Here is an 18,071-nt window from a genome sequence, read left to right as displayed (position 1 = left end):
GAGAAGGCACATGGCCAAAAAACTAGAAGATATGTCTTTAGAAGAATTATGGCAGCTATTCCCGATTTTCTTAGAGGAGCACAATAAGGACTGGACAGCTTGGTATGTGGAGGAAAGCAGAAGAATACAAAGTTTTTTGCCAGCAAATCAGTTATATAAAATGCATCATATTGGTTCCACATCTATTGAGGGGATATGGGCTAAGCCGATTATTGATATTCTCTTAGAAATTCCTCGAACTGAAGATATGGATAGCATCAAGAGAGAATTGCTGGAGCATGGCTACCTGCTTATGTCAGAGTCAGAAGGCCGCATGTCTTTTAACAAGGGCTATACACTGCAAGGTTTTGCTAAACGAGTTTTTCACTTGCATCTGCGCTACTATGGAGACCATGATGAACTCTATTTCCGAGACTATCTGAAAGATCATCCAGCTGTCGCTAAAGACTACGAGCAGTTAAAATTAATCTTATGGAAAAAGTACGAGCACAATCGTGATGCCTATACAGAAGCTAAAACTGGTTTCATCAGGCAGTATACGCAAAAAGCCCAAAAGCTTTATAAGAGAAGGTATGACAACAAGCTGGCCTAACCAGGAACTCCCGCAAACCCACTTTGTTTCGTTCTAATTAGAATAAATAGTTTGAACAGTTTCCTAGATTCGTTATAATACGTATTCTCAATCATAATATTCAATTTAAATAATATGATATATTTTAAATTGAAGCTCAAATCCTTTATTTGTTTACAAATACTAGAAATGTTATAATACTAGTCTATACCAAGATAGGAGGTAGAAAATGAGAATACGGTCTATCATCGCACTCTCAACTTTTCTGTTTATTGTTCTTATCGCTTTATTTCTAGGGTCCAAGCTACAAACAAGAGAGTTAAATAGTAGTGAATATGTTCAGTCAAGGACTCCGACCTTATTTTTCCATGGTTATGGCTCAAGTGCTAATGCTGAAAAGCATATGGTAGAGGCAGCTAGGCAAGCTGGAGTTACTCAAACAATCATCACAGCTACAGTTGATAGTCATGCTCAAGTAATCTTTAAAGGATATATACCAAAAGATGCTATCAATCCAATTGTCATGGTTGAGTTCAAAGACAATCGAAATCCCGATTATGCTCAAGACGGAGAATATGTAGCAGCAGTTGTTCGAAAGTTGCAAGCAAGATATGGTTTCAAAAAGATGAATTTTGTCGCGCATTCTATGGGAAATATGTCTATTTTATTTTACCTATTAGAGCACGCTCAGAATGAAGAGCTTCCACAGTTGCAAAAGCAGGTAAATATCGCCAATCATGTCAATGGTTTGGAGGGGATGGATCTGCCAGCTAATTTGACCATTCTAGACAACCATACAGGGCAGCCTAGCGCCATGAGTGATAGCTATCAAAAACTTCTGGGCTTGCGCGAAATTTATCCGCAAGATCAAGTGGATGTGCTTAATATCTATGGAGATTTTAAAAATCAATCAGATGGTTCTGTTTTAAACGTTTCTTCTCGCAGTCTCAAGTATCTTGTAATCGACAATGCTAAGTCCTATCAGGAAGAAAGAGTGACTGGCCCTCTGGCTCAGCATAGCCAGCTGCATGAAAATCCAGAAGTAGATAGATTATTGATTGATTTTCTTTGGGGAAAATAATTTTAAGACACGCAGGCTATTTTCTGTTTATAAGAAAACTTTAAGCATTTTATACTATTTTGTTCTATGGAAAGTTTTCCTTTCCTAATTTAATGTGACAGCGCAATCCGCTGATTATAATCGAAGCTTCTCTAAAACCTTATTGTTTAGAGATAGATTGAGGAGTAAAATGAAATTTAAGAAAACATTATTGACAGCAGGAGCTCTAGTAGCTACGCTCTTTACCGTATCTACAGCAACTGCTGATACTAACGTTCAAAAAGTCATTGACGAAACCTATGTTCAGCCTGAGTATGTCTTGGGCTATTCCTTGGATGACAGCCAAAAAGAGCAAACGCTCCAGCTTTTAGGCTACAATGCATCGAGTGATTCTAAACCTCTGAAAACAATGACACCTGATGTCTATTCAAAGATTATGAATGTGGCAAATGATCCTAGTTTGCAGTTATATTCTTCTGTTAAGATTAAGAAATTGGGCAACAAGAAGCCGCTTCAAGTTAAGATTGTTACGCCGCAAAACATCACCAAGGTTACAGAGGATATGTATCGCAATGCAGCAGTCACCTTGGGCGTACAGCATGCAGAAATTACAGTCGCAGCACCTATCCCTGTGACTGGAGAAAGTGCCCTAGCTGGTATTTATTACTCGCTGGAGGAAAATGGAGCGAGCGTTCCTCAGGAAAATAAAGATTTGGCTCAGGAAGAATTAGCCGCACTTTCAAATATCAACGCTGAGAACCAAGGTAAGGAAGGTTACGATGCTGATAAGCTGAATGTGGCTCTGACAGATATAAAAACAGCTGTTGCCAATGCTAAAAAGAATAACAGCAATTTGACAGAAGCTGATGTCCGTAAAATCGTTGAAGAAACACTGAAAAACTACGGTCTCAGCAGTTCAGTCACAACTGATCAAATCAATCTGATTATTAACTTTGCAGTCAATCTTTCAAACAGCGGAGTCATCACAAATTCTGATTTCACAAAGACGCTCACCGACTTAAAAAACAGTATTGTTTCAAAGGCTGGTGACACATTCAATAATATCAACCTTAACTTTGATGCAAACGGACTTCTTGAAGATGGCGGTAGTTTCTTTAGCAATATCTGGAATGCAATCGTCAATTTCTTTAAAGGGTTGCTAGGTCAATAAGACTATATTTAAAAATATAACAAAAAACCAGCTAGATTCTAGCTGGTTTTTGCATATTTCTTATTCCCACTCAACAGTTGCAGGTGGTTTGCTGGTAATATCGTAGACGATACGATTAACGTGATCTACTTCGTTGACAATACGGACAGAGATTTTTTGCAGAACTTCCCAAGGGATCTTGGCAAAGTCAGCTGTCATACCATCGATAGAAGTGATAGCGCGAATGGCAATCGTGTAGTCGTAAGTCCGGCCATCGCCCATAACACCGACTGAACGAACGCCAGTGTTGACAGTGAAGTATTGCCAGATATCGCGGTCAAGACCAGCCTTGGCGATTTCTTCGCGGAGAATAGCGTCTGATTCGCGGACAGTTTCCAATTTTTCCTCTGTGATTTCTCCCATTACACGGATAGCAAGACCAGGACCTGGGAATGGCTGACGCCAGACAATCTCATCAGGCATGCCAAGCTCTGTACCCAAAGCGCGTACTTCATCCTTGTAAAGTGTATTTAGAGGTTCAATCAACTCAAACTGCATATCTTCTGGCAGACCGCCAACATTGTGGTGAGACTTGATAGTTTGAGCAGTGTCAGTACCAGATTCGATAACATCGGTATAAAGTGTACCTTGAGCCAAGAATTTCACATCTTTCAGTTTGCTGGCTTCATCGTCAAAGACGTAGACAAACTCATTTCCGATGATTTTACGTTTTTGCTCAGGATCAGATACGCCAGCAAGTTTATCAAGGAAACGCTTCGCTGCGTCTGCTTTAACGATATTAAGACCAAACTTGCCACCCAGCATTTCCATAACTTGATCAGCTTCGCCTTTACGCAAAAGACCGTGATCTACAAAGATACAGATCAATTGATCGCCGATAGCTTTCTGCAAGAGGACACCTACGACAGAAGAGTCAACACCACCTGATAGGCCGAGCAGGACACGTTTGTCACCGACTGTTTCACGAATTTTTTGAATCTGCATATCAATGAAATTATCCATAGACCAGTCGCCCTTAGCACCACAGATATTGAGAGCGAAATTGCGCAAAATATCGTAACCGTACTCAGAATGACGAACCTCAGGGTGAAATTGAATTCCGTAGATTTTCTTGTTAGGATTTTCAATAGATGCAAAAGGACAGTCTGCAGATGTACCAGTGCGGACAAAGTCTGCAGGGATCTCCGTCACCGCATCACCGTGGCTCATCAGGACAAGCTGCTCTTCTGGTGTGCTTTCAAAGAGAGGAGAAGTGGTATGTGTTAGTTTTGATTGACCATATTCACGATTGCCGGCATCACCTGCTGGCACCACCTTCCCGCCCAATTTATGAGTCAAAAGCTGCATACCATAGCAAATCCCCAAAATTGGAATACCAAGTTCAAAAATCTCTGGGTCAATATCAAATGAACCTTCTTCATAAACTGAGTTAGGTCCACCTGAAAGGATAATCCCGACAGGACGGATAGCACGGACTTCGTCAGCGGTAATCTTGTGGCTCTTGAGTTCAGAAAATACACCAATTTCACGGATACGACGTGAAATCAGCTGGTTGTACTGGCTGCCGTAATCAAGCACGATGATTTTTTCAACATCTTGCAATTCAGTTGTAGTTGTCATCTTTTCCCTTTCTTAAAAGAAGTAATCTTTTCCCCTCATTCTATCACAAAAATCGAATTTTTCCAAGGTAATAGGACTAGCTGCAAGTAAAAATAACTGAAAAATGAGAGCATTTTTGTCTAAAAAATGATAAACAAATAGGATTTCCCTACATTGATTGATATTTAGTTTGACTTTTAAACTAATTGATAATACAATAAATGTATAAAAAGCTGCTTAAAATCAGAAAAGAGGGCTATTGATGTTACCTGCTTATGTGAAAATACATGATCAAATAAAAAAAGATATTGACGAGGGTATTTGGGAGATTGGCGAGCGCTTGCCAAGCGAACGCGATCTTGCTGAAACTTTCGAGGTCAGCAGAATGACTCTGCGCCAAGCTATTACGCTTCTGGTGGAGGAAGGGGTGCTAGAGCGTCGAGTCGGTAGCGGCACTTATGTCGCTAGCACACGAGTTCAGGAAAAAATGCGTGGAACAACTAGTTTTACGGAAATTATGAAGTCTCAAGGGAAAATACCGTCCAGCCAGCTGATTTCCTACCGTCGGACACTGCCAAGCGAGCGAGAAGTCGAAAAGCTGGGCATCCATAAGACAGAGAACATCATCCGCATGGAACGGGTTCGCTACGCTGACGATATCCCCGTGGTCTATGAAGTTGCCTCAATTCCAGAGAAATTTATAAAGAATTTCAAAAAAGAAGAAGTGACTAGTCATTTCTTTCAAACTCTACAAGAGCATGGCCATAAAATTGGCAAGTCCCAACAGACTATTTACGCCCGTTTGGCTAAGGAAAAAATCGCTAAATACCTAGGAATTCCCCGTGGTCATGCTATTTTAGGCTTGACACAAGTTTCTTATTTTGATGATGGAACAGCCTTTGAGTACGTAAAAAGCCAGTATGTCGGCGAACGATTTGAATTCTATTTAGAAAACAAATGATTGCATAATTTAAATTATGTTAAAAAACTGTCGGTCGGCAGTTTTTTTATAATTCTCCATTTTCAAACATACCGAAAGAGTGGAGTTTAAAGGGATTATTTGGTATAATATTCTTTATGGAAATTGAAAAAACAAATCGAATGAACGCTCTGTTTGAGTTTTATGCAGCTTTGCTGACCGACAAGCAAATGAACTATATTGAGCTCTACTATGCGGATGACTACAGCCTTGCTGAGATTGCCGAGGAGTTTAATGTGAGCCGTCAAGCTGTCTATGACAATATCAAGCGGACAGAGAAAATTCTGGAAGACTACGAAATGAAACTGCACATGTACTCTGACTATATCGTCAGAAGTCAGATTTTCGATCAGATTATGGAGAAATACCCTGACGATCCCTATCTGCAGGAGCAGCTTGCGGTTTTGTCCAGCATTGATAACCGAGAATAAAACGGATAGAAACCTGTCCATTTCCATCATTTGATAATTAAGAGGAGAAATATTTATGGCTTTTGAAAATTTGACTGAACGCTTACAGAACGTCTTTAAAAACCTACGCAGAAAGGGAAAAATTTCTGAGAGTGATATCCAGGAAGCGACCAAAGAGATTCGTCTTGCTCTCTTGGAGGCTGACGTTGCCCTGCCTGTTGTTAAAGACTTTATTAAAAAGATTCGTGAGCGAGCTATCGGACACGAAGTTATTGACACGCTTAATCCAGCTCAACAGATCATCAAAATCGTAGACGAAGAGCTAACAGCCATTCTGGGTTCTGATACTGCCGAGATTATCAAGTCACCAAAGATTCCGACTGTTATCATGATGGTCGGTTTGCAAGGGGCTGGTAAAACGACCTTTGCGGGTAAATTGGCCAATAAACTCAAGAAAGAAGAAAATGCTCGTCCTTTGATGATTGCGGCGGATATCTACCGTCCAGCAGCTATTGATCAGCTGAAAACACTGGGCCACCAGATTGATGTTCCAGTCTTTGCCTTGGGTACCGAGTTCCCAGCAGTAGAGATTGTCCGTCAAGGTTTGGAGCAAGCCAAGGCTAATCACAACGACTATGTCTTGATTGATACGGCTGGTCGCCTACAAATTGATGAAAAGCTTATGCAGGAGCTAGCTGATGTCAAGGCTTTAGCACAGCCAAATGAAATTCTGCTGGTTGTCGATGCCATGATTGGTCAGGAAGCAGCAAATGTAGCCCGTGAATTTAACAATCAACTCGAAGTAACCGGGGTCATCCTGACCAAGATTGATGGGGATACTCGTGGTGGTGCAGCTCTGTCAGTCCGTCAGATTACTGGCAAGCCAATCAAGTTCACTGGTACTGGCGAAAAGATTACCGATATCGAAACCTTCCACCCAGACCGTATGTCTGGCCGTATCCTCGGTATGGGGGATATGCTGACCCTGATTGAAAAGGCCGCTCAAGAGTACGATGAGAAAAAATCGCTTGAAATGGCTGAAAAAATGCGGGAAAACACCTTTGATTTCAACGATTTCATCGACCAGCTGGACCAAGTGCAGAACATGGGGCCTATGGAAGAATTGCTCAAGATGTTGCCAGGTATGGCCAATAATCCTGCTCTTAAAAACATCAAAGTAGATGAAAAAGAAATTGCCCGTAAACGTGCCATCGTATCTTCTATGACACCAGCTGAGCGGGAAAATCCAGACCTGCTTAACCCAAGCCGCCGTCGTCGAATTGCGGCTGGTTCTGGTAATAGCTTTGTCGAAGTCAATAAGTTTATCAAGGACTTTAACCAAGCCAAACAGATGATGCAGGGCGTCCTATCTGGAGATATGAACAAAATGATGAAACAGATGAGGCTCAACCCTAACAATCTTCCTAAAAATATGCCGGGCGGCATGCCTGATATGTCAGCTTTAGAAGGCATGATGGGACAAGGCGGTATGCCGGATTTATCTGCCTTAGGCGGAGCAGGCATGCCAGATATGAGTCAACTTTTCGGCGGTGGCCTCAAAGGAAAAGCTGGAGAATTCCTCATGCGCCGCAGCATGAATAAAATGGCCAAGCAAATGAAGAAAAACAAGAAAAAACGGAAGTAATCGCAAACAAGTTACATAATTTATTTTATGTAACTTGTTTTATACATTTAGGAAAAAGAAATGAAAAAGTTTATTAAGTACCTGATTCAGCTTTACATCAAAATAAAAAACAAACTCCCTTCCCATCCCATCAGCCATCTACCCTTGAGTAAAGTTGATATAGAACCAATCATCATGATTCCCGGCAGTTCAGCGACAGAGAATCGTTTTAACAAAATGGTTAGAAAGCTCAACCACGACCAGCATCCTCACCATAGTCTGATTCGTATAAAAGTATGGAATGACGGTCGCATGACTTATCGTGGGCATTTGAAGCGAAAGGACAGAAACCCCATTTTTGTGATTGGTTTTCAGAATAATCGCGATGGTTACAAAAATATCAAGAAGCAGGCTGCTATGTTTAACGCTGCCATAACTGTTTTGCGAGAGAAATACCCTTTTACCAGTTTTAAAGGCTTGGGGCATTCTAATGGCGGACTGGTTTATACAGTATTCCTGCAGCAATACCTGGCAAACCATTCTGGATTGGAGATGGAAAAGCTCCTGACTATTGGCAGTCCTTATAATTTGAATAAAAAAGAAGTCAGTGATCGAGTTCCGATGTTGGAAGATTTTGTGACTAATCAAGACAAGTTACCTCATCAACTTCAGCATCTATCGATTTTAGGAATCTTTTTCCGTGATGGCGATGGTATTGTCCATAGAAGCAGTGTAGAGGCTGGGAGCTTGATTTATAAAGGAAAGATTGCTTCGCATAGAGAGGTCGTCATTACAGGTAAGGCTGCCCATCATTCATCTCTACCACAAAATGAACAAGTAATTAATTTGATTAAAGGGTTTTTATTCTAGTAATTATTTTACATAATTTAATTTTGGTAAAAAATTAGAAAGGCGATAAAAGAATGAAAATGACAGACATTCTTCATAGGTATTATGGTGACTTTGATCTGATAAATGAAAAATGGAATGAAGACTATGAAAGCATTTTGATTAAGCCAAAGGATGATCAAGAATATAAAAGATGCCGTTTGGCAAAGAAAACACCTAAAAAAGAAGGCTACTTTACAGTCTTTTGGAAAAAAGACCAAGACAACAAGAATATTCCTTATACTGATAAAGACTTGGGTAATGAACTGGTTATTGTCGTCATCGACGACCGTCATTGCGGTATATTTATCATTCCCAAAGAGGTGGCTATCAGTAAAAAAATTCTTTCTACAAAGGATTGTAAAGGAAAGATGGCTATGCGGTTTTATCCGTCCTGGTGCACACATTTAAATAAAACAGCTCAGGCAACACAAAAATGGCAACTGGATTATTTTCAAAAAATTAAATTAGAAGAATAAGTTTTAGTGAAACAAGACAGAGTTTAGTTTTAGAGTTTCTCAATTCTGTCTTGTTTTTATTATCTGTTTTGTAGTAAAGTTAGGTCATATACCGCCCCTCCATCATATTTCCGAAAAACTATAATTTTCTTGAAAAATATATCTAGATATGCTATACTTCTTTTATAGAAAAATTATGAGGAAGATGGAATGAAACGCGAGATTTTATTGGAACGAATTTATAAGCTGAAGCAAATCATGCCCTGGTACGTTTTAGAATATTACCAATCCAAGCTGGCGGTGCCTTATAGTTTTACAACCTTGTATGAATATCTCAAAGAATACGATCGATTTTTTCGCTGGGTTTTAGACTCCGATATTTCTGACGCTTCAGAGATTGCTGAGATTCCTCTCTCTGTCTTGGAAAATATGACTAAGAAAGATATGGAATCCTTCATTCTATACTTACGGGAGCGGCCGCTCCTCAATGCTAATACGACCCAAAACGGTGTTTCCCAGACAACCATCAATCGGACTCTTTCGGCTTTGTCCAGCCTTTACAAATATTTGACTGAGGAAGTCGAAAACGAACAGGGCGAGCCCTACTTCTATCGAAATGTGATGAAAAAGGTTGCTACTAAGAAGAAAAAGGAAACTCTGGCTGCTCGTGCTGAGAATATTAAGCAGAAGCTCTTTTTAGGGGATGAAACCGAGGAATTTCTCCAGTATATCGATACGGAGTACCCTAAGAAGCTCTCTAATCGCGCTCTGTCCTCTTTCAACAAGAACAAAGAACGAGATTTAGCCATCATTGCCTTGCTGCTAGCCTCTGGTGTTCGTCTGTCTGAAGCTGTCAATCTGGACCTTAAAGACATCAATCTCAAAATGATGGTCATTGAAGTAACTAGAAAAGGCGGGAAAAGAGACTCTGTCAATGTCGCTGCTTTTGCTAAGCCCTATTTAGAAGAGTATCTGAGCGTTCGGAGCAAGCGATACAAGGCCGAAAAGACTGATACAGCCCTCTTTTTGACTGAATACCGCGGCACTCCTAATCGAATCGATGCTTCTAGTGTCGAAAAAATGGTGGCCAAGTATTCTGAAGACTTCAAGGTGCGGGTGACGCCTCACAAACTCCGCCATACACTTGCTACACGTTTGTATGATGCAACCAAATCTCAAGTTCTCGTCAGTCACCAGCTGGGGCATGCTAGTACACAGGTTACTGACCTTTACACCCATATTGTCAATGATGAGCAAAAGAATGCTCTGGATAAGCTATAGTTTACAGAACTAAAATTATGTTGCGTGAAGCAGTAAATGCTCTATGAACAAAAAATCATAGAGCATTTTTACTTGACTTAAATAGTATTTAACCGAATCACTTCATCGGCCTTTTCCCAAATCGCTGGGTTATGCGTTGCAATAATCATCAAGCGGTCGGGCTTTTTCAATGATAAAAGCAAGTTCATAATTTCTTGTGAAGTTTCTGGATCGAGTGCTGCAGTCAATTCATCTGCTAAAATCAAAGGAGGATCCTTTAGGATAACTTTGGCCAAGGCGACACGCTGCGCTTCTCCGCCTGATAATTCATAGATTTTTTGATCGAGCGTGAGATAGTCCAATCCCACCTTTTCTAAGACTTCTTCTTCTCTCTGCTTCTTCTCTTGTTTAGTCAATTTTTGACCAATCAATCCAAGTTCTAAATTGGCAGCTACGGTCTCGTTTTCAAGAAGACCAAAATTTTGAAAGAGATAGCCTAATTCATTTTTGAAAAAGTGATGAGATTTGATTTGCTTAAGCTCTTGCCCTCGGTAGCTGATGCTTCCCTTATCATAAGGTTCTAGCTTAGCCAGAATATTGAGTAGGGTTGTTTTGCCGCAACCACTATTTCCGATTAGGGCGTAGACCTTCCCTGCTGCAAATTGCAGATGGATATCCTGAAAGACAGTCCGTTCTCCAAATGATTTTGCCAGGTGTTCTATTTTGATCATATTAGGCTCCTTTCAGAATAATGGGTAAGAAATGCTCCTCTTTATGCGAGCGGTAAAGGAGAATCAGCCATGCATTGGTCGCAAATAATAAGAGCGTGACGAGAGCGATCCACCATTCCTGTGTGAGAAAGAAAATCAGGACACTACCTAATAGCAACATGGCAATCTCTGATATGAGCATACTTTTGTGAATTTTCAAAAAGTCCATACCCGCAATCTTCTTCAGAAAGATTGGTCTTCTAAACTCTTCAAAATAGAGGAAATTCATGGTGTTAAAGAGTAGAATGGAGGTCGCCATTCCGAAGACACCGCCAGCAATGGCCATGAGGTTCTCTAATTGAATGGATTGCATCATCTGCTGATAGACAGCCGCTGCATAGTCGTATTGACTCACGTTTTTTTCAAGCCCATGCTCAGCTATTAGCTTCTTGCTTTTTTCAAGTCCATCAAAATACAGATAAGAATTGAGTTGAGAGAAATAAGGATTGTCGTAGCCACCAAAGCTTTTAGGTTGGACAACAACCAAAATCGGATCGGTCAAGAATTGCTGATAGTTCATAGGTGTATTGTTGTAAATAAAGCGTTCTTGGTTGTTAGGAAGATAGGTCATCCGTGCTTTCATGGACAACGGACTCTTTCCTTGTTCATCTTTAGGAGTCAGATAATCTTCATAACGTTTTTTCAACTCCTCTTCTTGACCCTTCAACTTTTCAGGGAGCAAGAGTCCAAATTCTCCAGCTTGCAAGTGATTCAAGCGCTCTTTTTCCTCAGGGGAAACTGAGATTCTTTGCATATCAAGGTAATTTGGAGTGACATACAGGGTATTAGCAAGAGGATCGTAATCTGTGATCGAAAGATCTCTCCCTGTTCTAGGATCATTCATGAAGCCTTTTGAATCAAAAGATGCGAGCTGATGATAGACCAAGAGACCACCTTTTTCGATGCCAGACTCGATGAGCTTAGACCATTTTGCTCTGTTATCAATTTGCGTCTCTTTGTTTGTACTCTGTGAAAAATCCTCCCGATTTACACCAATTTGAACCCAATTCGTCTCTTTAGACCAAGCCACTTTCCCCTCTTGGTAAGTCTGCCAGACAGAACCATAGATACTGACTCGATGGATAGCAAGGCCAATGAGAGCAACAGCGAGAAATTGACAGGTAAAGAGAAAAACTAAAATCCTTTTTACTGGAATTTTCCCTTTTAAAAGGCTAACCAAGTGCACCGTCTGGATGCTGAATGCAAATATAAAGGACAGGAGAGCAGATACGATGAGCAAGAGCGTATTATAAATGATACTACTTGAAATAATGAAGGAATAGGCAAAGGGGGTTAATTGTAAGCAATAAATCAAAATGGATCCTAAGGCACTGGCTCCAATACATCCTAAAAGCAGCTCTCTGCTGTCTTCCATGAGAGAACGTCCAAAGAGTTGGTACCGTCTCATCCCTGCAATATAACGAATCCCTGCACTCCTCAATTCAAGTGTTTTTTGAATAATGGCCAATGCACTAAAGCTAAGAATAAAAATAACCAAGGCTAAGGATTGGGAACCGGAACCAAAAAATGCCATAAAATTCTGCAAGAGATTAGGCTTATTCATGAAAGTCTTTGAGAAACCAAGTTCGTGTAGTTTTTGATCCAACTTTTCGAGTGGTAACTTCCCTGAGAGTATATAGTAATTGGTAAGTAAGCTTTTCTTAGAAGCGACTTCTTTATCTGCTTTTTTGATGCCCTTTGGCATCTCTCCCTCTCCGTAGAGATCGTAAGAGAACTTGACTTGACCTTCAGCATCCGTTTGTTGAATCTGGCGAGCGATTACACTATTGCTTTCCCTTGCTAACTGATCTAAGTTGGCCGAAAGCTCCTCATAGGTGACAGTCCTTTCTTGCTTAAGAACTCCTACCACAGGGAGACTTCGGTGGATAAGCGTATTTGGCGAAATGAAGGCAATCCAAAGAAGAAAGCTGGTGACAAAAAGATTAGAAAAGATAATAAAGACTCGTTTCATAAGATCACACTTTCTAAAGAGAGATTGAAGAGAGATACTTCAAGCTTTTCAAATGACGTTATCCATCTATAGTATACCATAAAAGCAATATATTAGAAATTATTTATAGGTAAAAATGAGTTCAAAAAAGAGATCCGCAAAAGCGAATCTCTCATGTTTTTATCCTACTACTGCTTCAGCGATTTCCTCACGGCTGATCCCGGCAAAGTAGCGGGTAATATCTATTGTTTCCAATGCTTTGAGGACATCTTCACGTTCATAGCGAACGCCGCGAAGGACATCTTCTACTGCTGCGACGTCTTCGATACCAAAGAAGTCACCATAAATCTTGATGTCCTGGATTTTAGACTCGATAACATTGGCAAAAACTTCGACCTTACCACTAGGGAATTTTGTTCCACGACGGACGTTAAACTCAGGTGATTTACCGTAATTCCAGTCCCAAGTACCGAATTTAGTATCCTTGATACGATTGATTTCCGCCAATTCTTCTTCTGAGAAGACGTATTCTGTCATCTCAGGGTACTCTTTTTTCATATAAGCCAGGAGAAGATCTTTAAACTCTTCAACAGTGATTTTCTCTGGCAGCTCGTCCACAATATTGGTTACACGAGCACGGACAGATTGAACTCCCTTGGATTCAAACTTATCCTTAGAAACTTTAAGAGCATTGGCCAAGACTGACAAATCCACATCAAAGAGCAGACAGCCATGGTGCATGATACGGCCATTGATGTAAGCTTGGGCATTGCCACAGAATTTCTTGCCATCAATTTCCAAGTCGTTGCGGCCAGTGAATTCAGCCTTTACACCAAGTTGAGCCAAGGTATTGATTACTGGCGTTGAGAAAGATTTGAAATCAAAGGCTTTATTCTCATCTTCTTTAGAAATAATCGTGTAGTTGAGATTGTTAAGATCGTGGTAGACAGCTCCACCACCGCTAATGCGGCGCACAACTTCGATACCATGTTCCCGCACATAGTCGCGGTTAATTTCTTGGATCGTGTTTTGATGGCGTCCGACAATAATCGATGGCTTATTGATCCAGAGCAGGAAAATTTGATCCTCATCAAGGAGATGCTTAAAAGCATACTCCTCAAGAGCGATATTAAAGGCGGTATCATTGCTATTGTTAATGATATATTTCATTGACGAGACATCCTTTATTTTTTCTTAGGTGAGTGGATAGCCATTCCCAAAACATCCGCAAACGCTTCATACATCACTTCTGAATAAGTTGGATGGCCGTGGATGGTCTTGAGCATTTCTTCAACAGTGATTTCCATTTCGATAATGCTTGATGCCTCGTTGATCAATTCTGCAGCTGCAGGACCGATGATATGAACACCAAGGATTTCTCCGTACTTCTTATCAGCGATGACTTTAACAAAACCTTGAGCTGCATCTGAGGCAATGGCACGACCGTTAGCAGCGAAGTTGAATTTACCGATAGCGACATCATATTTCTCACGTGCTTGTTCTTCAGTCAGACCTACTGCTGCTACTTCAGGAAGAGTGTAAATGGCTGCAGGAGTTAAGTTGAGTTTCGCTACAACATGGTTTCCTTTAAGAGCATTCTCAGCGGCAACTTCACCCATACGGAAGGCTGCGTGAGCCAACATCTTAGTACCATTGATATCGCCCGGTGCGTAAATACCTGGAACAGAAGTTTCCATGTACTCGTTGACTTTGATACGACCACGATCCAATTCGAACTCAACTTCGCCAATACCTTCAAGATCTGGCACACGACCGATTGAAAGAAGAGCTTTGCTTGCAATAATATCGTCTTTTCCTTCAACTTTGATACGAAGTTTGCCGTTTTCTTCGATGATTTCTTCCAACTTAGTTTCAGTCAGAATTGTCATACCCTTGCGCTCCAAGATGAGGCGAAGGTTCTTAGAAACTTCCGCATCCATAGCTGGTACGATACGGTCCATCATTTCAACAACCGTAACTTTTGAACCAAAGGTCATGAAGGCTTGGCCAAGCTCAATACCAACGACCCCACCACCGATGATAACAAGGCTTTCTGGAACTTCGTTCATTTCAAGAATGTCATCACTTGTCATCACAAGTGATGATTCCATACCAGGAACGTTGATCTTGCTGACTTTTGAACCACCAGCAAGGATGATTTTCTTGGTTTCAAGCAATTCCGAACCATTTACCAAGACATTCTTGTCTTTAGTGATTGTACCAACACCCTTATGAACAGTAACTCCATAACTACGAAGAAGTCCTGCAACTCCACCAACAAGAGTATTAACAACTTTAGATTTAGTTTCTAAAAGTTTGTTCATATCTACAGTGAAGTTTGGATTTTCGATGACGATACCACGGTTTGCTGCATGACCGATGTTTTCAATGATTTCAGCATTGTGAAGGTAGGTCTTAGTTGGGATACATCCACGGTTCAAGCAGGTTCCACCGAGTTCAGATTTCTCAACAAGGGCAACCTTACCACCAAGTTGGGCTGCTTTAATGGCTGCCACATAACCAGCAGGGCCACCACCAATCACAACGATATCAAAGGCATCATCACTCTTACCGTCGTCGTTTGAGGCACTAGCTGCAGGTGCAGGTTTCGATTCTGGTGCTGCCGCTCCAGCTGTTGGGATGTTTTCACCTTCTTCCCCAAGGTAACCGATAACTTCCGTTACAGGGACAGTTTCACCATCTCCTTTGAGGATGGCAATCAAGTATCCATCTTCTTCGGCTTCCAATTCCATGCTGACTTTGTCAGTCATGATTTCCAAAAGGATTTCTCCTTCTTTTACAAATTCTCCGACTTTTTTATTCCATTGGACGATTTGTCCTTCTGTCATATCCACGCCGGCTTTTGGCATAATTACTTCTAAAGCCATTTTTCTTTCCTTTTCTAATTAGTTCTTCATTTGCTGAGCGATTCTTTGCTTTTCAGACTAGCAAAGAAAATCTTATACCAACATTGAAATTGGGTCTTCAATCAAAGCCTTCAAGTCCTTCATGAACTTAGCTCCTGCCATTCCATCAACTACACGGTGGTCAATGGTCAAGCCCAAGCTCATAATTGGACGGATAACGATTTCTCCATTCACAACGACAGGTTTTTCAACCGTTGAGCTGACACCCAAGATAGCTGAGTTTGGTTGGTTGATGATAGGACCGAAGGACTGTACACCAAACATTCCCAAGTTACTAATCGTGAAGGTTGAGTTTTGCAGTTCGCTCGGTGCCAACTTGCCATCCAAGGTACGTCCGATTACATCTTTAAAGGCTACAACCAATTCTGACAAGCTCATTTTCTCTGCGTTGTAGACGACTGGCGTCATCAGGCCATTGTCCATACCGACCGCCATAGCCAAATTTACATAATTGTGAGTGATGATCGTCTTACCTTCATCCGTCAATGAAGCGTTGAGATAAGGGTGCTTCATCAATGTCTTGACAACAGCAAGCGAAAGCAGATCTGTCACTGTTACTTTCTTACCAGTTGCTTCTAGGATTGGCTCCAGAACTTTTTTACGCAGAGCCAACATTTCTGTCATGTCAACATCATAGTTGAGGGTAAAGGTTGGCGCAGTTAGGTAAGATTCTACCATCCGTTGCGCGATAACCTTCCGCATTGGCGTCATTGGAATCCGCTCAATTTCACCGTAAGGAGTGATGTTGTCTGGAACTTCTTCCACTTTCTCGATTTGAGCTGGAGACTTAATCGTATCCGACTCAATATTTTCAGGCAGAAAGGCAAGGACGTCTTTTTTCATAATCTTGCCACGATGGCCAGTTCCTTGAATTTCTTGCCAAGCGATATTATGTTCTTGGGCAATTCGTTTTGCCAGTGGTGAAATCCGCACCACGTTTGTATCTTTATAAGTTTCCACGTCTTCTTTGTGGACACGACCGTTTGCACCTGAGCCAGAAACATCATAGAGGTTGATTCCCAAATCATCCGCTAACTTTCTAGCAGCAGGAGTCGCTCTTAGCTTATCATCAGCCATGACCTCTCCAATTCTAATTATGATACTAAGGGCGTAAAAAGCGACTGAAAAATAGGAAATCTACGCAGGCTTCGATGAAGCCAAGGAGATTTATCTTTTTTCCGATCTTTTAGCCCGAGTTCGAATATAAGATATTAAGGACGCAGAGGACAATGAAAAAATAGTTTCAATTCCTTCCAGTCCTAACCCTATAAGTTATTTTAATGCTATTTGTAACGACTAGCAGCCATCACGAAGGTTTTAACATCTTTGACCCTCTACACAAGATTAGATTACATAAAATAATCTATGTAATCTAATCCATAAGAAAGCCTTTTCTTTATTATACCTTATTCTTTATGATATGTCTTCCGAATAGCGTCTTTGATGCTTTCAACAGTCGGAATCATCGCGTTTTCCAAGTTTTGTGCATAAGGCATTGGCACATCTTCACCCGCACAACGGCGAATTGGTGCATCTAGATAGTCAAATGCTTCTGATTCTGAAATAATTGCTGAAATCTCTCCGATATAGCCACTTGTTTTGTGAGCATCGTTGACAAGCACCACCTTACCAGTCTTCTTCACGGAGTTAATGATGATATCCTTATCAAGAGGAACAAGGGTACGTGGATCCACAATTTCAACTGAAATTCCTTCTTCTGCAAGTTCTTCAGCAGCTTGAACCACACGGCGAAGCATTTTACCGTAAGTAACAACTGTTACATCCGTTCCTTCGCGTTTGATTTCGCCAACGCCAAGTGGGATTGTGTAGTCTGGATCAACTGGGACTTCCCCTTTTTGGTTAAATTCAGACTTATATTCCAAGATAATAACTGGGTTATTGTCTCGGATAGAAGCCTTGAGGAGGCCTTTCATATCAGCAGGCGTACCTGGTGCTACTACCTTGAGGCCTGGAATGTGGGTAAACCAAGATTCCAAAGACTGAGAGTGCTGAGCCGCAGAGCCAACTCCATTACCAGCCGCACAACGAATGGTCATCGGAACTTGGCCTTTTCCTCCAAACATGTAGCGAGTTTTAGCCGCTTGGTTGACGATATTATCCATGGCAATCACAGCGAAGTCCATGAAAGTCATATCCACGATTGGACGGAGTCCTGTCATAGCTGCTCCAGCTGCTGCTCCAGAAATAGCTGCTTCTGAAATCGGACAGTCACGTACACGCTCAGGTCCAAATTCTTCCAGCATACCAACAGATGTTCCGAAATCTCCACCAAAGACTCCGACATCCTCTCCCATCAAGAGTACATTTTCATCGCGACGCATTTCCTCAGACATAGCGAGGATAATGGTGTCACGAAAAGACATAGTTTTAGTTTCCATTTTC

16 protein-coding genes are annotated in these 18,071 nt (G+C 41.1%); 9 read left to right on the top strand and 7 right to left on the bottom strand.

Annotation, left to right across the window (positions count from 1 at the left end):
• Nucleotides 1-10 precede the first annotated feature (10 nt).
• From D8792_RS03095 to D8792_RS03085, 3 genes are all read left to right on the top strand, one after another.
• Nucleotides 11-592 carry a GrpB family protein gene (locus tag D8792_RS03095; RefSeq protein ID WP_125372842.1) on the top strand — a complete coding sequence of 194 codons (582 nt, stop codon included), beginning with the start codon at nt 11-13 and terminating at the stop codon, nt 590-592.
• A gap of 208 nt (nt 593-800) precedes the next feature.
• Entirely contained in the window at nt 801-1,652 is an 852-nt protein-coding gene (locus D8792_RS03090; protein WP_125372841.1) for an alpha/beta hydrolase, read from the top strand.
• Between the two features lie 169 nt (nt 1,653-1,821).
• Complete coding sequence (locus D8792_RS03085) at nt 1,822-2,802, top strand: DUF1002 domain-containing protein (protein WP_125372840.1); 981 nt, start codon at nt 1,822-1,824, stop codon at nt 2,800-2,802.
• 60 nt (nt 2,803-2,862) lie between these two features.
• Here D8792_RS03085 and guaA read toward each other — a convergent pair whose 3' ends face one another.
• Entirely contained in the window at nt 2,863-4,422 is a 1,560-nt protein-coding gene (guaA, locus tag D8792_RS03080; protein ID WP_125372839.1) for a glutamine-hydrolyzing GMP synthase, read from the bottom strand.
• Nucleotides 4,423-4,663: 241 nt separating this feature from the next.
• Between guaA and D8792_RS03075 the strand changes: the two genes are divergently transcribed.
• From D8792_RS03075 to xerS, 6 genes are all read left to right on the top strand, one after another.
• Nucleotides 4,664-5,362: a GntR family transcriptional regulator gene (locus D8792_RS03075; RefSeq protein WP_125372838.1), complete on the top strand. Its 699-nt coding sequence runs from the start codon at nt 4,664-4,666 to the stop codon at nt 5,360-5,362.
• Between the two features lie 116 nt (nt 5,363-5,478).
• The gene (locus D8792_RS03070; protein ID WP_005590307.1) at nt 5,479-5,811 is read left to right on the top strand and encodes a putative DNA-binding protein; all 333 of its coding nucleotides are present in this window, start codon (nt 5,479-5,481) and stop codon (nt 5,809-5,811) included.
• Between the two features lie 55 nt (nt 5,812-5,866).
• Entirely contained in the window at nt 5,867-7,435 is a 1,569-nt protein-coding gene (ffh, locus tag D8792_RS03065) for a signal recognition particle protein (protein WP_125372837.1), read from the top strand.
• 60 nt (nt 7,436-7,495) lie between these two features.
• On the top strand, nt 7,496-8,284 hold the full coding sequence (locus D8792_RS03060; protein ID WP_125372836.1) for an alpha/beta hydrolase: 789 nt from the start codon (nt 7,496-7,498) through the stop codon (nt 8,282-8,284).
• Nucleotides 8,285-8,337: 53 nt separating this feature from the next.
• A complete protein-coding gene (locus D8792_RS03055; RefSeq protein WP_125372835.1) occupies nt 8,338-8,781 on the top strand; it encodes a MepB family protein in 444 nt (147 codons plus the stop codon).
• Nucleotides 8,782-8,970: 189 nt separating this feature from the next.
• The gene (gene xerS, locus D8792_RS03050) at nt 8,971-10,041 is read left to right on the top strand and encodes a tyrosine recombinase XerS (RefSeq protein ID WP_125372834.1); all 1,071 of its coding nucleotides are present in this window, start codon (nt 8,971-8,973) and stop codon (nt 10,039-10,041) included.
• A 77-nt stretch (nt 10,042-10,118) separates the two neighbouring features.
• Here xerS and D8792_RS03045 read toward each other — a convergent pair whose 3' ends face one another.
• The 6 genes from D8792_RS03045 to D8792_RS03020 all read right to left on the bottom strand — a co-directional run bounded on the left by D8792_RS03045 (nt 10,119) and on the right by D8792_RS03020 (nt 18,067).
• Nucleotides 10,119-10,751 carry an ABC transporter ATP-binding protein gene (locus tag D8792_RS03045; RefSeq protein WP_125372833.1) on the bottom strand — a complete coding sequence of 211 codons (633 nt, stop codon included), beginning with the start codon at nt 10,749-10,751 and terminating at the stop codon, nt 10,119-10,121.
• Nucleotide 10,752: 1 nt separating this feature from the next.
• A complete protein-coding gene (locus D8792_RS03040) occupies nt 10,753-12,762 on the bottom strand; it encodes a DUF1430 domain-containing protein (RefSeq protein ID WP_125372832.1) in 2,010 nt (669 codons plus the stop codon).
• A 159-nt stretch (nt 12,763-12,921) separates the two neighbouring features.
• Nucleotides 12,922-13,911 carry a lipoate--protein ligase gene (gene lplA / locus D8792_RS03035; RefSeq protein WP_125372831.1) on the bottom strand — a complete coding sequence of 330 codons (990 nt, stop codon included), beginning with the start codon at nt 13,909-13,911 and terminating at the stop codon, nt 12,922-12,924.
• A 14-nt stretch (nt 13,912-13,925) separates the two neighbouring features.
• Nucleotides 13,926-15,629: a dihydrolipoyl dehydrogenase gene (gene lpdA / locus D8792_RS03030; RefSeq protein ID WP_125372830.1), complete on the bottom strand. Its 1,704-nt coding sequence runs from the start codon at nt 15,627-15,629 to the stop codon at nt 13,926-13,928.
• A gap of 72 nt (nt 15,630-15,701) precedes the next feature.
• Entirely contained in the window at nt 15,702-16,745 is a 1,044-nt protein-coding gene (locus D8792_RS03025; RefSeq protein WP_125372829.1) for a dihydrolipoamide acetyltransferase, read from the bottom strand.
• Nucleotides 16,746-17,074: 329 nt separating this feature from the next.
• Nucleotides 17,075-18,067, bottom strand: coding sequence for an alpha-ketoacid dehydrogenase subunit beta (locus tag D8792_RS03020; RefSeq protein WP_125372828.1), 993 nt, complete (start codon nt 18,065-18,067; stop codon nt 17,075-17,077).
• Nucleotides 18,068-18,071: the final 4 nt, after the last annotated feature.

The organism is Streptococcus cristatus (genome assembly GCF_003943505.1).
GTDB lineage: Bacteria > Bacillota > Bacilli > Lactobacillales > Streptococcaceae > Streptococcus > Streptococcus cristatus_E.
The sequence above is the reverse complement of the archived record's forward strand: the minus strand, read 5'-3'. Positions and strand labels throughout refer to the sequence as shown.

Bases quoted from the DNA above. Each gene is read 5' to 3' on its own strand.
- D8792_RS03095 (WP_125372842.1), top strand. From the start codon at position 11: ATGGCCAAAAAACTAGAAGATATGTCTTTAGAAGAATTATGGCAGCTA.
- D8792_RS03090 (WP_125372841.1), top strand. From the start codon at position 801: ATGAGAATACGGTCTATCATCGCACTCTCAACTTTTCTGTTTATTGTT.
- D8792_RS03085 (WP_125372840.1), top strand. From the start codon at position 1,822: ATGAAATTTAAGAAAACATTATTGACAGCAGGAGCTCTAGTAGCTACG.
- guaA (WP_125372839.1), bottom strand. From the start codon at position 4,422: ATGACAACTACAACTGAATTGCAAGATGTTGAAAAAATCATCGTGCTT.
- D8792_RS03075 (WP_125372838.1), top strand. From the start codon at position 4,664: ATGTTACCTGCTTATGTGAAAATACATGATCAAATAAAAAAAGATATT.
- D8792_RS03070 (WP_005590307.1), top strand. From the start codon at position 5,479: ATGGAAATTGAAAAAACAAATCGAATGAACGCTCTGTTTGAGTTTTAT.
- ffh (WP_125372837.1), top strand. From the start codon at position 5,867: ATGGCTTTTGAAAATTTGACTGAACGCTTACAGAACGTCTTTAAAAAC.
- D8792_RS03060 (WP_125372836.1), top strand. From the start codon at position 7,496: ATGAAAAAGTTTATTAAGTACCTGATTCAGCTTTACATCAAAATAAAA.
- D8792_RS03055 (WP_125372835.1), top strand. From the start codon at position 8,338: ATGAAAATGACAGACATTCTTCATAGGTATTATGGTGACTTTGATCTG.
- xerS (WP_125372834.1), top strand. From the start codon at position 8,971: ATGAAACGCGAGATTTTATTGGAACGAATTTATAAGCTGAAGCAAATC.
- D8792_RS03045 (WP_125372833.1), bottom strand. From the start codon at position 10,751: ATGATCAAAATAGAACACCTGGCAAAATCATTTGGAGAACGGACTGTC.
- D8792_RS03040 (WP_125372832.1), bottom strand. From the start codon at position 12,762: ATGAAACGAGTCTTTATTATCTTTTCTAATCTTTTTGTCACCAGCTTT.
- lplA (WP_125372831.1), bottom strand. From the start codon at position 13,911: ATGAAATATATCATTAACAATAGCAATGATACCGCCTTTAATATCGCT.
- lpdA (WP_125372830.1), bottom strand. From the start codon at position 15,629: ATGGCTTTAGAAGTAATTATGCCAAAAGCCGGCGTGGATATGACAGAA.
- D8792_RS03025 (WP_125372829.1), bottom strand. From the start codon at position 16,745: ATGGCTGATGATAAGCTAAGAGCGACTCCTGCTGCTAGAAAGTTAGCG.
- D8792_RS03020 (WP_125372828.1), bottom strand. From the start codon at position 18,067: ATGGAAACTAAAACTATGTCTTTTCGTGACACCATTATCCTCGCTATG.